This is a genomic window from Agrococcus lahaulensis DSM 17612, from assembly GCF_000425105.1.
GTDB lineage: Bacteria > Actinomycetota > Actinomycetes > Actinomycetales > Microbacteriaceae > Agrococcus > Agrococcus lahaulensis.
Map to the genome: position 1 here is coordinate 23,306 of NZ_AULD01000001.1, position 13,663 is coordinate 36,968.

Annotated in this window: 12 protein-coding genes; 3 read left to right on the top strand and 9 right to left on the bottom strand. The window is 73.2% G+C overall.

The features are described 5' to 3' along the window. Positions 1-23: 23 nt before the first annotated feature. The 5 genes from H508_RS0100115 to H508_RS0100135 form a co-directional block, all read right to left on the bottom strand. Entirely contained in the window at positions 24-1,535 is a 1,512-nt protein-coding gene (locus H508_RS0100115; RefSeq protein ID WP_026372563.1) for a DUF7059 domain-containing protein, read from the bottom strand. Between the two features lie 26 nt (positions 1,536-1,561). Beyond that, complete coding sequence (locus tag H508_RS0100120; protein ID WP_035253519.1) at positions 1,562-3,703, bottom strand: 3-hydroxyacyl-CoA dehydrogenase NAD-binding domain-containing protein; 2,142 nt, start codon at positions 3,701-3,703, stop codon at positions 1,562-1,564. Next, the gene (locus H508_RS0100125; protein ID WP_026372565.1) at positions 3,703-4,887 is read right to left on the bottom strand and encodes a thiolase family protein; all 1,185 of its coding nucleotides are present in this window, start codon (positions 4,885-4,887) and stop codon (positions 3,703-3,705) included. The genes H508_RS0100120 and H508_RS0100125 overlap by 1 nt, the downstream gene beginning before the upstream one ends. 93 nt (positions 4,888-4,980) lie before the next feature. Further along, the gene (locus H508_RS0100130; protein WP_084154857.1) at positions 4,981-6,180 is read right to left on the bottom strand and encodes an HRDC domain-containing protein; all 1,200 of its coding nucleotides are present in this window, start codon (positions 6,178-6,180) and stop codon (positions 4,981-4,983) included. A gap of 43 nt (positions 6,181-6,223) precedes the next feature. Then, a complete protein-coding gene (locus tag H508_RS0100135; protein WP_026372567.1) occupies positions 6,224-6,820 on the bottom strand; it encodes a DUF3000 domain-containing protein in 597 nt (198 codons plus the stop codon). A gap of 22 nt (positions 6,821-6,842) precedes the next feature. Here H508_RS0100135 and H508_RS13550 point away from each other — a divergent pair, with 22 nt between their 5' ends. Further along, a complete protein-coding gene (locus tag H508_RS13550) occupies positions 6,843-8,021 on the top strand; it encodes an alpha/beta hydrolase family protein (RefSeq protein WP_051222390.1) in 1,179 nt (392 codons plus the stop codon). A gap of 13 nt (positions 8,022-8,034) precedes the next feature. Here H508_RS13550 and H508_RS0100145 read toward each other — a convergent pair whose 3' ends face one another. Together H508_RS0100145 and H508_RS0100150 are read right to left on the bottom strand one after the other, a co-directional pair. Next, positions 8,035-8,460 carry a SufE family protein gene (locus H508_RS0100145; protein WP_026372568.1) on the bottom strand — a complete coding sequence of 142 codons (426 nt, stop codon included), beginning with the start codon at positions 8,458-8,460 and terminating at the stop codon, positions 8,035-8,037. After that, positions 8,457-9,347 carry a sulfurtransferase gene (locus tag H508_RS0100150; protein ID WP_026372569.1) on the bottom strand — a complete coding sequence of 297 codons (891 nt, stop codon included), beginning with the start codon at positions 9,345-9,347 and terminating at the stop codon, positions 8,457-8,459. The genes H508_RS0100145 and H508_RS0100150 overlap by 4 nt, the downstream gene beginning before the upstream one ends. Positions 9,348-9,477: 130 nt before the next feature. Here H508_RS0100150 and zapE point away from each other — a divergent pair, with 130 nt between their 5' ends. Next, positions 9,478-10,479 (top strand): cell division protein ZapE, encoded by a 1,002-nt coding sequence (zapE, locus tag H508_RS0100155; RefSeq protein ID WP_026372570.1) that lies wholly within the window; start codon positions 9,478-9,480, stop codon positions 10,477-10,479. Between the two features lie 10 nt (positions 10,480-10,489). Here zapE and H508_RS0100160 read toward each other — a convergent pair whose 3' ends face one another. Next, positions 10,490-11,695 carry a Na+/H+ antiporter NhaA gene (locus tag H508_RS0100160; protein ID WP_026372571.1) on the bottom strand — a complete coding sequence of 402 codons (1,206 nt, stop codon included), beginning with the start codon at positions 11,693-11,695 and terminating at the stop codon, positions 10,490-10,492. Between the two features lie 163 nt (positions 11,696-11,858). Between H508_RS0100160 and H508_RS0100165 the strand changes: the two genes are divergently transcribed. Next, complete coding sequence (locus H508_RS0100165) at positions 11,859-13,091, top strand: ammonium transporter (RefSeq protein ID WP_026372572.1); 1,233 nt, start codon at positions 11,859-11,861, stop codon at positions 13,089-13,091. Between the two features lie 107 nt (positions 13,092-13,198). On the opposite strand, the gene H508_RS13555 is transcribed toward H508_RS0100165, so the two are convergent. Then, the coding region (locus tag H508_RS13555; protein ID WP_169514142.1) for an HNH endonuclease at positions 13,199-13,663 on the bottom strand (465 nt) is incomplete at its 5' end.

Sequence of the window (13,663 nt, forward strand, 5' to 3'; positions counted from 1 at the left end):
CAGAGGCGGGGAGGGCGGCCGAGTCAGTCGCGGCGCCGGTGGAGGAAGCCGGTCAGCACGAGCTCCCGCACGCGCGGCAACAGGTCGGCGGCGAGCACGGCCTCGTCGACCTCGAGCAGGCCCGCGATGGCCGCGAGCAGCGTGCCGACCGGCAGCTCGCCGTCGCTCGCTCCCACGAGCGCCGCGAGCGCGGTGTCGACCGGGAGCGAGCGCCCGAGTCCGCCGCCCTGCCGCAGCTCGATGACGTTGGGACCTGCGGCGCCCGGCAGCTGGTGCCGGGCCTCGGTGACGTCGGGCGGGGCGACGAGCACGGTCTCGCGGAGGGCGTCGTCGTCGATGCCCGCGAGCCATGCCGCGTCGTCGAGCGCCGATCGGAGGTGGGCGCCGACGTGCTCGAGAGCGACGGCCTGGCCGACGCGCTCGAGCCGCCGGAGGGGCGGGCGCCCGCCGCCGCTCGCGCGAGCGGCGATCCAGCCCATGCCGATCGCCGTCACGCCCCTGGCCTCGAAGTCGTCGAGCCACGCGCCGGCGAGGCGCGGGAAGTCGGCGTCGCGGGGCAGCGTGCCGCCGTCGCGGAGCCACAGCTCGGCGTAGCGCACCGGGTCGAGCGACTCGCGCTCGATCGCCCACACGTCGAGCCCGTCGCTCGCCCAGGCGCCGGCTCGGTCGAGGCCGTCGGCGCCGGCGATGGACTCCCAGTTGCCGAGCAGCCTCGCCTCGCCGCGCGCGGTCAGGTGCTCGGCGAGGCCGGCGACGACCTCGCCCATGAGCGCGTCGCCCGTGCGCCCGCCGTCGCGGTACTCGAAGGCGGGCACGCCCGGCTCGCGCGGGGTGATGACGAAGGGCGGGTTCGACGCGATGAGGTCGAAGCGCTCGCCGGCGACGGGCTCGAAGAGCGAGCCGAGCCGGGTCTCGATGCCGTCGACGCCGTTGAGCCGGGCGTTGAGCGCGGCGAAGCGCAGCGCGCGCTCGGAGACGTCGGTCGCGACGACGCGGTCGGCGAAGCGCCTCAGGTGCAGCGCGATGACGCCGCAACCCGTGCCGAGGTCGAGCGCGGCTCCGACGGGCGCATCCGCCGGCGGCAGGAGCGCGGCGAGCGTGCGCGCGGCGCCGCCGATGCCGAGGACGTGGTCGGGGCGGAGCGGCGCGACGCCGGCGAGCTCGTCGAGGTCGCTCGCGATCCACCACTCGCCCTCGCCGAGCGCGTCGCGGAAGGCGCAGGGGCGGATCGCGACGAGGGGACGGGCCGCGTCGCCGTCGAGCGCGACGATGCCGAGCGCGACCGCGCCGTCGACGCCGAGCGACGGGAGCGCATCCGCGAGCTCGTCCGCCGGGACGGCATCGCCGAGCACGAGCGCCCGCAGCAGCGTCGAGCGGGCTCCGGGGGAGCGCAGCGCCGCCCGGCGGGCCGGCGCCGCGACCGCGCGGGCGAGCGCGGCCTCGGCGCCGGCGCCCACGAGCGCGCGGATGCCCTCGCTCGTGAGGCTCGCTGTCGCGAGGTCACGAGCGAGGGCATCGATGTGCGCGGGGTGCATCCCGCCAGTCTGCCCGACGGTGCCGCTCAGGCCTTGACGCCCTCGATCCTCGGCTCGTGGAACGTGCCGCCGAAGACGCGCTCGGAAGCGCCGACGCGGTCGAGGTAGGGCGTGATGCCGCCCATCTGGAACGGCCAGCCCGCGCCGAGGATCATGCAGAGGTCGATGTCCTCGGCCGCCTCGACGACGCGATCGTCGAGCATGCGCTTGATCTCGTCGGCGAGGCCGTCCTCGATCCGCAGGCGCAGCTCCTCGACCGAGAGCGGCACGGCGCCCTTCGGCGTGTGCTTCGCGACGATCTTCCGCGCGCGCTTGTCGATGCCCTTGACCTCGCCCTTCGAGTCCTTCTCGAGCAGGACGCCCTGCTCGGCGAGCTCGTGGAGCGCCTTCGACTCGAAGAAGCGGTCGGGGAAGGCGCCGTGATGCGTGTCGAGCACGTGGGCGCCGACCTTGAGGCCGACGAGGTCGAGCAGCACGAACGGGTCCATGGGGAAGCCGAACGCCTGCTGCGCCTCGACGACCGACTCGAACGGCGTGCCCTGCTCGACCGCGTGCATCGCCTCGCCGAGCAGCTTCGCGAGCACGCGGTTGACGACGAACCCGGGGGTGTCGCGCGTGATGACGGCGTTCTTCTTCAGGTCCTTCGCGACCCGCATCGCGGTCGCGAGCGTCGCGTCGTCCGTCTGCGGGGTCTTCACGACCTCGATGAGCGGCATGACGGCGACGGGGTTGAAGAAGTGGAAGCCCACGAGGCGCTCGGGGTGCGCGAGCTTCGCACCGATCTGCTCGACCGAGAGGCTCGAGGTGTTCGTCGCGATGACGGCCGTCTCCGACAGGTGCGGCTCGACCTCGGCGAAGACCTGCTGCTTGACGGCGAGCTCCTCGAAGACGGCCTCGATGACCCAGTCGCAGTCCGCGAAGTCGGCCTTGTCGACCGTGCCGCTCACGAGCGCGCGGAGGCGCTGCTGCTCGTCGCTCGAGATGCGGCCCTTGTCGGCGAGCTTGTCGATCTCGCCCCGGATCCCCTCGAGCGCCTTGTCGACGCGCGACTGGTCGAGATCGGTGATGACGACGGGCACCTGCAGGCGGCGCACGAAGAGGAGCGCGAACTGGCTCGCCATGAGGCCGGCGCCGATGATGCCGACCTTCGACACCCTCTTCGCGAGCTCCTTGTCGGGCGCGCCCGCGGGGCGCTTCGCGCGCTTCTGCACGAGGTTGAACGCGTAGATCGACGCGACGAACTGGTCGCCCGAGGCGAGGTCGGTGATCGCCGCGTCCTCAGCCGCGAAGCCCGCCTTGCGGTCGTTCTTGCGCGCGAGCTCGAGCAGCTCGAGCGCGCGGTACGGCGCGGCCGGCACGGTGCCGATGCGCTTCTGCAGCGACTCGCGCGCGATGCGGATCGCGACGGGCCACTTGACGGTGCGCTCGATCGTGCCGGGGACGTGGCGCCGCTCGACCTTCTTGCCGCCGAGCACCTCGTCGGCCCATCGCAGGGACGACTCGAGGAACGTCGCCGGGCCGAACATCGCGTCGGCGATGCCGAGCTCGAACGCCTCCGCGGGCTTCAGCATCCGGTTCTGCTTGAGCGGGTTCTCGATGACGACCTTGAGGGCGCTCTCGATGCCGATGAGGTTCGGCAGAATCGTCGCGCCGCCCCAGCCGGGGATGAGGCCGAGGAAGACCTCCGGGAGCGCGACCGCGGGGGCCGCCGCGTTGATCGTGCGGTAGTCGGCGTTGAGGCCGATCTCGAGCCCGCCGCCGAGCGCGAGCCCGTTGATGAACACGAACGTCGGCACCGGGGCCTCGTGCAGGAGCCCGAGCACCCGGTGGCCGAGGCGCGGCAGCTCGGCCGCGGTCGCCCGGTCGGGGATGTCGGCGACGTTCGAGAGGTCGACGCCCGCGGCGAGGAAGTAGGGCTTCCCCGTCACGGCGATCGCGTCGATCTCGCCGGCCGCGCCGCGGGCGCGCTGCGCCTCGAGCACGTCGCCGAGCTCGAAGAGGGTCTCGGGGCCGAGCGTCGACGGGCGCGTGTGGTCGCGCCCGTTGTCGAGCGTCACGAGCGCGAGCGTGCGGCCCGAGCCGAGGCGGACGTCGCGCACGTGGCTGTGCGTGACGACCTCGTCGAACGCCGCGGACGCGAGGCGCGGGAACTCGTCGCGGATCGCCATCAGCTGGCCTTCCCGTAGCGCTTGTGGTGCGGGTTCTCCCAGATGACGGTGCCGCCCTGGCCGAGGCCCACGCACATCGCGGTGACGCCGTAGCGCACGTCGGGGCGCTGCTCGAACTGGCGCGCGAGCTGCAGCATGAGGCGCACGCCCGAGGAGGCGAGCGGGTGGCCGATGGCGATCGCGCCGCCCCACGGGTTCACGCGCGGGTCGTCGTCGGCGATGCCGAAGTGGTCGGTGAACGCGAGCACCTGCACGGCGAACGCCTCGTTGAGCTCGAACAGGCCGATGTCGTCGATCGAGAGGCCTGCCTTGCGGAGCGCCTTCTCGGTCGAGGGCACCGGGCCGATGCCCATGATGTCGGGGTCGACGCCCGCGAACGCGAACGAGACCATCCGCATCTTCGTCGAGAGGCCGAGCTCCTTCGCGGCGGAGGCCGACGCCACGATCGACATCGTCGCGCCGTCGTTGAGGCCGGATGCGTTCCCGGCGGTCACGCGCCCGTGGTCCCGGAACGGGGTCTTCAGGCCCGCGAGGCCCTCCATGGTCGTCTCGGGGCGCGGCGCCTCGTCGGCGGTCGCGAGGCCCCAGCCCTCGGGGGTCTGGGTCGCGACCGGGATGAGGTCGGGCGTGATGTGGCCGGCCGCGAGCGCGGCGGCGTACTTCTGCTGCGACGCCATCGCGTAGCGGTCCGAGCGCTCCTTCGTCAGGTGCGGGTACCGGTCGTGGATGCGCTCGGCGGTCTTGCCCATGTTGAGCGCGTCCATCGAGACGAGCTTCTCGGAGACGAAGCGCGGGTTCGGGTCGGCGTCGAGGCCCATCGGGTGGTGCCCCATGTGCTCGACGCCGCCGGCGATCGCGACGTCGTAGGCGCCGAAGGCGATGCCGCCCGCGACGGTCGTCACGGCGGTCATCGCACCAGCGCACATGCGGTCGAGCGCGTAGCCCGGCACGGTGACGGGGAGGCCGGCGAGCATGCCGACCGTGCGGCCGAGCGTGAGGCCCTGGTCGCCGGTCTGGGTCGTCGCGGCGATCGCCACGTCGTCGACCCGGTCGAGCGGCAGGCTCGGGTTGCGCTCGAGGAGTCCCGTGAGCGCCTTCACCGCGAGGTCATCCGCTCGCGTCTGCCAGTACATGCCCTTCTCGCCCGCGCGCCCGAATGGGGTGCGGACGCCGTCCACGAACACGACGTCGTCGTTGGCCACTGTGCCTCCTGGTTGGGTGGTTGCGGCATCAGTGTAGGAAGCCCGCGCCGCGGGCCGCGCGGCGGTTGCCGCTTCCTACGACTCGCCCTCCGGCGCCTCGGCGGGCGCTTGGTCGGCCTCTACAAAGGCCGCCGCGATCCTCTGTGCGGTCGCCGCAACCTGCCACGGCCTCGCATCGCGTTCCCGGAGGGCGGCGCCGATGGCCTCGACGGTCGGCTCGATGGGGTCCCACGCGATGCGCCGCAGCGTGTCGGGCATGAGCACGTTCTCCGCCGGGATGTCGAGCTCCTCCGACACCTGCTGCAGCACGGCGCGCGCTGCCTTGAGCCGGGCGTCGGCCTCGGGCCGGCGCTGCCGCCAGAAGCGCGGAGGCGGCGGCTCGTCGCTCTTGACGCGCAGCGCCGGCAGGTCGTCACTCGAGCGGCCCGCCTCGATCGCCCTCCACCAGCGGTCGAGCTCCGCCCGGCTCGCGCGGCCGGTGAAGTCCTTGCGCGCGGCGAGGCGCTGCTTCGCGTCGATGCCGGCGGTCGCGGCGACGAGCAGCGAGCGGTCGGGCACGAGCCGGCCGGGCGCGGTGTCGGTCTCGCGCGCGAGCGCGTCGCGAGCGAGCCACAGCTCGCGCGCGACGGCGAGCTGGCGGCGGTCGCGGATGGTGTGGAGGCCCGAGAGCCGTCGCCACGGCTCCGCCGCGGGCGGCTTGGGGCGCCGCTCGAGGGCGTAGGCGAACTCCTGCTCGGCGATCTCCCGCTTGCCCTGCGACTCGAGCTCCGCCGCGAGCGCGTCGCGCGCATCCGGGAGCACCTCGACGTCGAGCGCGGCGTACTCGAGCCACGACTGCGGGATGGGCCGCGTCGACCAGTCGCTCGCGCCGTGCTCCTTGCGCAGCCGCAGGCCGACGAGGCGCTCGGTCACGGCGGCGAGGCCGACGCGCTCGAAGCCGGCGAGCCGGGCGCCGAGCTCGGTGTCGAAGAGGGTCGCGGGCTCGAGCCCGATCTCGCGCAGGCACGGGAGGTCCTGGCTCGCGGCGTGGATGATCCACTCCTCGGCGCCGATCGCCTCCTGCACGGGGGAGAGGTCGTCGACCGCGATCGGGTCGATGAGCACGGTGCCGCTCCCGCGCCGGTGCAGCTGCACGAGGTAGGCGCGCGAGCTGTAGCGGAAGCCGTTCGCCCGCTCGGCGTCGACGGCGACCGGCCCCGTGCCCGCCGCGAGCCGATCTGCCGCGCGCCGCAGCGCATCCGCGTCGACGATGACGTCGAACGGGCCCTGCGCCACCGCGTGCGGCAGCTGCGGCGCCTCGGTCTCGGGCTCGGCCGCGTCAGCCACGCGATCGCCTGTGGGCGTCGAGGCCGGCGGCGCCGGGCTGCACGGGGAGGCCGGCGATCGCGCACAGCAGGTCGGTCCAGGCGGTGAGGTGCGCGCCGAAGTCGCGACCCGTCGGCGTCCACGAGGCGCGCAGCTCGATCTGCGCGCCGTCGCCCTGCGCAGCGAGCTCGCCGAAGCCGCTCGAGAGGATCTTCGTCGCGGTGCCCGACTCGGAGTGGTACTCGGCGTGCCGCTGCTCGAGGGCCTCGAGCAGGTAGGTCCAGGTGACCTCGGCGAGGAACGGGTCGATGCCGATCTCGGGGTCCTGCGACGCCTGCGTGAAGCTCACGATGCGGAAGTCGCCGCCCCACGCCTCGGGCTCCTCGGGGTCGTGCATGAGGATGAAGCGGCCGGTGCCGATGTCGGAGTCGCGGCCGTGGACGGGCACGCCGACATCGGCCGCGATGGCGAAGGAGTGCGGCGCGATGCGGCCGGGGGCCGGGATCTCGCGCACCGACAGCTCGCTGCGCAGCTCCGCGCGCCGCAGCTGGTCGATCGCGGCGCGGAAGGCCTCGGGCTCCGCACCGGGTGCTGCACTGCTCGTATCCACCCGGCAAGACTACGATTCGAGGGTGACCGACCAGGCGAGGCGCGCCGCCGCCCGAGACCGGCGAGCGGGCCGCGTGGCCCTCGCCGCGGGCGGCGCGGTCGTCGCGGGCGCCGCGCTCGCCGTGACGGGCGCCTCCGCCGTGCTCGCCTCGATGCTCGTGACGCTCCCGCGCGACCAAGCGGATGACGTCGCGGTGCTCGGGCTCGAGGAGCGCGGCGTGCGGCTCGCCCGCACGCTCGACACCGGGCTGCCGGGCACGTACGCGCTGCGGGTCGGCGACCGCATCGTCGTGCTCGGCGCGGTCGTCGAGGAGGACGCCGCGAGCGTCGTGCGCTCCGTCGACGACGCGGGGCGAGCGCTCCTCGAGGGCGTCTCGTCGGCGCGCTGGTCGGGCTACGTGCTGAGCGAGCCGGACCAGGTGACGGATGCGGTGGAGCACGTGAGCGTGCCGACCGAGCTCGGCGGCGCCCCGGCCTGGGTCATGGGCGACCCGGCGGCCGAGACGTGGTGCATCCAGGTGCACGGCCGGGGCGTCACCCGGCACGAGACGATCCGCGCGGCGTCGATCTACCTCTCGCGCGGCATCCCCGTCATGGCGGTGTCGTACCGCAACGACTCCGAGGCGCCGCCGAGCCGCGACGGCAAGCTGCGGCTCGGGCTCGACGAGTGGCGCGACGTCGACGACGCGATCGGGCTCGCCGTCGCGCGCGGTGCGCGGCGGATCGTGCTGCAGGGCTGGTCGATGGGCGGGCAGATCGCCCTGCAGGTCGCCCGGCGCTCCCGCCACCGACGGCGCATCGCGGCGGTCGTGCTCGACTCGCCGGTCGTCGGGTGGCGGCCGACGCTCCTGCTGCAGGTGGGGCTCCTGAAGCTGCCCGCGTGGCTCGCCACGAGCGCCGTGCGGCTGCTCGAGTCGCCCGCCTCGCTGCTGAGCGGGAGCCGCAGCCTCGACTTCGACGAGCTCGACAACGTGCTGCACGCCGACGCGCTCTCGCAGCCGATCCTGCTGCTGCACTCGGCCGACGACGGCTTCGTGCCGCCGGACGCGTCGCGCTCGCTCGCGGAGGCGCGGCCGGACCTCGTCGACTACCGCGAGTGGACGCGGGCGCGGCACACGAAGCTGTGGAACCTCGACCGCGCCCGCTACGAGCGCGAGGTGGGCGAGTGGCTCGACGAGACGCTCGCCCGCGCGGGGGCCTGAGGCCGCGGCAGGCTCAGCCGGCGGACTGCTCGCGCACCTGCCGCTGGATGCGGCCGAGCATGCCCGCCATGCCGCGCAGCCGCAGCGGCGAGACGGCGCGGTCGAGGCCGAGCAGCCGCGGCATGTCGGCGGGGACGGCGAGCACCTCGTCGACGCTCGCGCCCTCGAGCCCCTGCGCGAGGATCGACGCGAAGCCGCGCGTCGTCGGCGCCTCCTCGGGCGCGGTGGCGTGCACGTGCACGCGCTCGTCGACCTCGACGAAGAGGAAGACGGGCGACTGGCATTCCGCGACCCGCTCGCCGAGGTCGGGGTGGTCGGCGTAGCGCTCGGGCAGCGGCGGCAGGTCGTCGGCGTACTCGAGCAGCAGCTGCAGCCGGTCCTGCTCGGCCATCGACTGGAACGCATCCACCGCGTCCTGGAGCGCAGGCGTGAGGCTCATCGCGACGGCACCTCCCCGGGCTCGGCGCCGATCGCGATCGGCACGCCGACGAGCGAACCCCACTCGGTCCAGGAGCCGTCGTAGTTGCGCACCCGCGGCAGGCCGAGCAGGTGCTGCAGCACGAACCACGTGTGGCTCGAGCGCTCGCCGATGCGGCAGTAGGCGATGACGTCGTCGGCGTCGCGGAGGTCCGCGCCGTCGAGGTAGATCGCCTCGAGCTCCTCGCGCGAGCGGAACGTGCCGTCCTCGTTGACCGCCTTGCCCCACGGCACGCTCGCCGCGGTCGGGATGTGGCCCGCGCGGAGCGCCCCCTCCTCGGGGTACGCGGGGGCGGTCGTGCGCTCGCCCGAGTACTCCTCGGGGCTGCGCACGTCGACGAGCGGCTTGCCGAGGTGCTGCAGCACGTCGTCGCGGAAGGCGCGCAGCGTCGCGTCGTCGCGCGGCGTGACGGGGTAGTCGACCGCGGGTCGCCTCGACGGCTCGCGCGTGAGCTCGCGACCCTCGGCGATCCACTTGTCGCGACCGCCGTCCATGATGCGGGCGTTGTCGTGGCCGTAGAGCGCGAAGACCCACAGCGCGTACGTCGCCCACCAGTTCGCCTTGTCGCCGTAGAGGACGACGGTCGTGTCGCGGCCGATGCCCTTCGAGCCCAGCAGGCGAGCGAACTCCTCCGGCGAGACGTAGTCGCGCAGCACGGGGTCGTTGAGCTCGGTGTGCCAGTCGATCTTCACGGCGCCGGGGATGTGGCCGACCTCGTAGAGGAGCACGTCCTCGTCGGACTCGACGATCACGACGTCCGGATCGTCGAGGTGCGCGGCCACCCACTCGGTCGACACGAGCCGCTCGGGCGCGGCGTACTCGGCGAAGCGGGGCTCGGACTCGGGCATGGATGCTCCTCCTGCGGGGCTGGCGTGGCGTCGAGGGCGGATCGCGCCCTCGGTAGGCTTCTGCGATGGGAGAACGCCATCCTCCCACTCCATCTTCCCCGCGGCGCTCGGCGCCGATGAAGGAGCGCGCATGTCCGCACCGATCTCGCTCGTCGATCGCCGGCCGCAGGCCGACGCGGAGCAGATCGTCGCGAGCCTCGTGCCGCCGCCGCAGTTCGACGGCGCGACGTTCGACTCCTACCGGCCCGACCCCGCGCATCCGTCGCAGTCCGAGGCGCTCGAGCGGATGCGCGAGCTCGCGACCGTCTGGACGTCGCCCAAGCGCGGCCTCTTCAAGCGCCGCGCGCCCGAGGTCAAGCCCGGCATCTACCTCGACGGCGGCTTCGGCGTCGGCAAGACCCACTTGCTCGCGGCCCTGTGGAAGTCGATGCCCGGGCCGAATCGCTTCGGCACCTTCATCGAGTACACCGCGCTCGTCGGGGCGCTCGGCTACGCCGAGACGGTGCGCGCGCTGCAGGGCTCGACGATCGTGTGCATCGACGAGTTCGAGCTCGACGACCCGGGCGACACGATGGTGATGACGCGCCTGCTCGGCGAGCTCGTCGCGAACGGCACGAAGCTCGCCGCGACGAGCAACACGCCGCCGAACGCGCTCGGCGAGGGCCGCTTCGCGGCCGCCGACTTCCTGCGCGAGATCCAGGCGATCGCCGACCGCTTCCAGATCATGCGGATCGACGGCGACGACTACCGGCACCGCGACGTCTCGGGGCACGCGCCCGTCACCGATGACGACGCCATCCCGGCTGAGCTCGAGCGCATCGGCGGCACGGTGGCGCTCGACGACTTCGACGCGCTCATCGCGCACCTCTCGCACGTGCACCCCTCGCGCTACGTCGGCCTCGTCGACGGCGTGAAGGCGCTCGGCCTCCGCGGCGTGCGGGTGCTGACCGACCAGAACGACGCGCTGCGGCTCGTCGCGCTCGTCGACCGCCTCTACGACGCCCAGGTCGCGCTGCGCGCGAGCGGGGTGAGCCTCGACCGCGTCTTCAGCGAGGAGATGCTCGGCGGCGGCTACCGCAAGAAGTACCTGCGGGCGATCTCGCGCCTGCACGCGCTCGCGGCTGAAGGCTGAGGGAGGCCCGCTACTCCGCGTCGGTGCGGCGGCGCTGCTCGTCGGCGTCGAGCGCCGCGCGCTCGCCCGTGTCGACCGAGGGGTAGCGGCGGTCGAGCACGGCGAGGTAGACCCCGCCGAGGACGGCCGAGATGAGCGAGCCGGCGAGCACGCCGAGCGTGCCCTCGACGATGAGCTCCGGCGTCGAGCGGTGCGCGAGCTCGTTCATGAGCAGTGAGACGGTGAAGCCGATGCCGCCCAGCAGCCCGACGCCGATGAGCTCGGGCACCCGCACGCGCGTCTGCCTCGGCACGCGCAGCGCCGCTTGGCCGACGAGGCCGGCGATGCCGATGCCGAAGAGCTTGCCGACCGGCAGCGCGATCACGATCGCCCAGAAGACGGGGCTGAGCTCGCCGAGCGGCACCTGCGGGATCGCGACCGAGGCGGAGACGAAGGCGAACAGCGGCAGCACGATGCCGTTCGAAAGCGGCTCGAGCTGCACGCGGCCCGACTCCGCGGGCGCGGGGGAGAGCACGAGCCCGAGCGCGACGCCCGCGATGGTCGCGTGGATGCCGCTCATCGCGACGAGCCACCACGTCACGAGCGCGACGACGACGAGCAGGGCCTTGAAGGCGACGCTGCCGCGGCGGGAGCGGTAGGCGCGGCCGAGCAGCCAGAACACCGCGACGCCGACCGCTGCGGCTCCGAGGTGCGGCAGCGAGACGGACTCGGTGAAGAACACGGCGATGAAGAGGATGCCGATGAGGTCGTCGATGACCGCGAGGGCGAGCAGCAGCGCGCGCACGCGCGGCGGCAGGCGCTTGCCGAACAGTGCGAGCACCCCGAGGGCGAACGCGATGTCGGTCGCAGTCGGGATGGGCCAGCCGCGCGCGCCGTCGGCGCCCGCGACGGTCAGGTAGATGACCGCGGGCAGCGCGACGCCGCCGAGCGCCGCGATCGTCGGCACCGCGGCCTTCGACGGCGAGTTGAGCTCCCCTTGCGTGAACTCGTAGCGGAGCTCGACCGCGACGACGAAGAAGAAGACGACGAGCAGGCCGTCGGTGACCCAGTGGGCGGCGGAGAGGTCGAGCCCGAGGATCGTGAACGGCAGGTGGGCGCCCTTGAGGTCCTGCAGGCCCGGTCCGAGCGCCGTGTTCGCCACCACGAGCCCGAGGATCGCGGCTCCCAGCAGCAGCATCGCCGACACCTGCGGGTTGCGGATCCAGGAGAGCGCCATGCCTCCGATCCTTGCATCCAGCCGGGACGCTCGACGCCCGAAACGCGCCCGTAACAGCCCCGCGCATCCGTTCACGAACCCGAAACGCGCGTGCGTCGGCGGGCGAAACAGGGCGGGAGGATGCTCGGCTCACGTCCCTTCCAAGACCCTCAAGGAGCACCCCATGGATGCAGGCAGCATCGCCTTCGGCGTCGTGGCGACAGCCCTCGTGCTGTTCATGACGCCCGGCCTCGCGTTCTTCTACGGCGGCCTCGTGCGTGCGAAGAGCGTCATCAGCATGATGATGATGTCGTTCGGGGCCATCGGCCTCGTCGGCACCCTCTGGATCCTCTACGGGTTCAACATGGCGGCGGTCGACTCGCCGCTCGCCTTCTCGGGCAACCCCTTCAGCGACTTCGGCCTCGCGGCGCTCGCGGCAGGCGAGAGCGCCAACACCGACCTCGTCGGCGTCGCCTACGGCTCGACCTTCGCGATCATCACCGTCGCGCTCATCTCCGGCGCGATCGCCGACCGCGCGAAGTTCGGCGCGTGGATGCTCTTCGCGGGCGCCTTCGCCACGCTCGGCTACTTCCCGATCGCGGCGTGGGTGTGGGGCGGCGGCTGGGCGTACTCACTCGGCGAGCTGCTCGGCCTGCCCGCCGTCATCGACTACGCGGGCGGCACCGCCGTGCACATCAACGCCGGCGCCGCGGCGCTCGCCCTCACGTTCGTGCTCGGCAAGCGCATCCGCTTCGGGAAGGGCGAGCACAAGCCGCACAACGTGCCCTTCGTGATCCTCGGCGCCTCGATCCTGTGGTTCGGATGGTTCGGGTTCAACGTGGGCGCGGAGTGGCTCAACGGCCTCGGCAACGCGGGCCTCATCACGCTCAACACGATCGGGGCGACCGCTGCCTCCATCTGCGCGTGGCTGCTCGTCGAGAAGCTCAAGGACGGCAAGCCCACCTCGGTCGGCGCCGCCTCGGGCGCCGTGGCCGGCCTCGTCGCGATCACGCCGGCGTGCGCGAACCTCACGCCGGGCTGGGCGCTGCTGCTCGGCGCGCTCGCCGGCGCCTTGTGTGCCCTCGCGGTCGAGCTGAAGTTCAAGCTCGGCTTCGACGACTCGCTCGATGTCGTCGGCATCCACCTCGTCGGCGGCATGCTCGGCACCGTCTACCTCGGCTTCTTCGCGACCGACACGGGCCTGCTCGTCGGCGGCGGCATCGGCCAGCTCGTCGTGCAGCTCATCGCCTCCCTTGGCGTCATGCTCTACGCCTTCGTCGCGGCGTTCGCCATCGGCTTCGCGATCGAGAAGACGATCGGCTTCCGGGTGAAGCACGAGGACGAGCTCGCCGGCGTCGACCTCATCGTGCACGGCGAGGAGGCCTACGAGTACGAGCTCGAGCGCGCGAACGCCTGAGCGATCACCGGTCGGGACCCTGGGCGGATGCCCGGGGTCCCTTCCCGTGCGGGCGGACAGGCAGTCGCGCGAGCCGAGCTCGGATGCTCGGTGGCTCCGCGTCAGAGTCAGGGCGCTGCAGGCGTCAAGTCGCAGGTGCAGCCCTTGAGGTGCGCCCATGGCGGATCGCTCGCGGTGCAGCGCGAGGGTTGGTCGCTGGCGAGGCTCCAGTGGTCGACGTTCCGGTCGACGAATGCCGGGCCGGCGGGTTCGGGTGCGTCGATGAAGACCTTGCCGGTGGGGCTGGTCCATTCGAGCACGCCGTCGTCGAGCTGCTGGACGGTCCAGGCGGTGGCGTGCTTCATGAGGTGGTGCCGTCGGCACAGGTGCGCGAGGTTCGAGAGCGTCGTGGGGCCGCCGTCGGCGTGAGCGATGGTGTGGTCGGCGTCGGCGCGGGAGACGCGGTTGGTGCAGCCGGGCCAGCGGCAGCGGCCGTCGCGGCGTTGCAGCCAGCGCCGCATCGCCCGGTTGGGCTTGTACGTGTCGACCGCGACCGGGACACCGGTGACGGGGTGGAGGAACAGCCGCTCCCA

Excerpts from the sequence above, each read along its gene's own strand:
- H508_RS0100115 (WP_026372563.1), bottom strand. The coding sequence starts at position 1,535 with ATGCACCCCGCGCACATCGATGCCCTCGCTCGTGACCTCGCGACAGCG.
- H508_RS0100120 (WP_035253519.1), bottom strand. The coding sequence starts at position 3,703 with ATGGCGATCCGCGACGAGTTCCCGCGCCTCGCGTCCGCGGCGTTCGAC.
- H508_RS0100145 (WP_026372568.1), bottom strand. The coding sequence starts at position 8,460 with ATGAGCCTCACGCCTGCGCTCCAGGACGCGGTGGATGCGTTCCAGTCG.
- H508_RS0100150 (WP_026372569.1), bottom strand. The coding sequence starts at position 9,347 with ATGCCCGAGTCCGAGCCCCGCTTCGCCGAGTACGCCGCGCCCGAGCGG.
- zapE (WP_026372570.1), top strand. The coding sequence starts at position 9,478 with ATGTCCGCACCGATCTCGCTCGTCGATCGCCGGCCGCAGGCCGACGCG.
- H508_RS0100160 (WP_026372571.1), bottom strand. The coding sequence starts at position 11,695 with ATGGCGCTCTCCTGGATCCGCAACCCGCAGGTGTCGGCGATGCTGCTG.
- H508_RS0100165 (WP_026372572.1), top strand. The coding sequence starts at position 11,859 with ATGGATGCAGGCAGCATCGCCTTCGGCGTCGTGGCGACAGCCCTCGTG.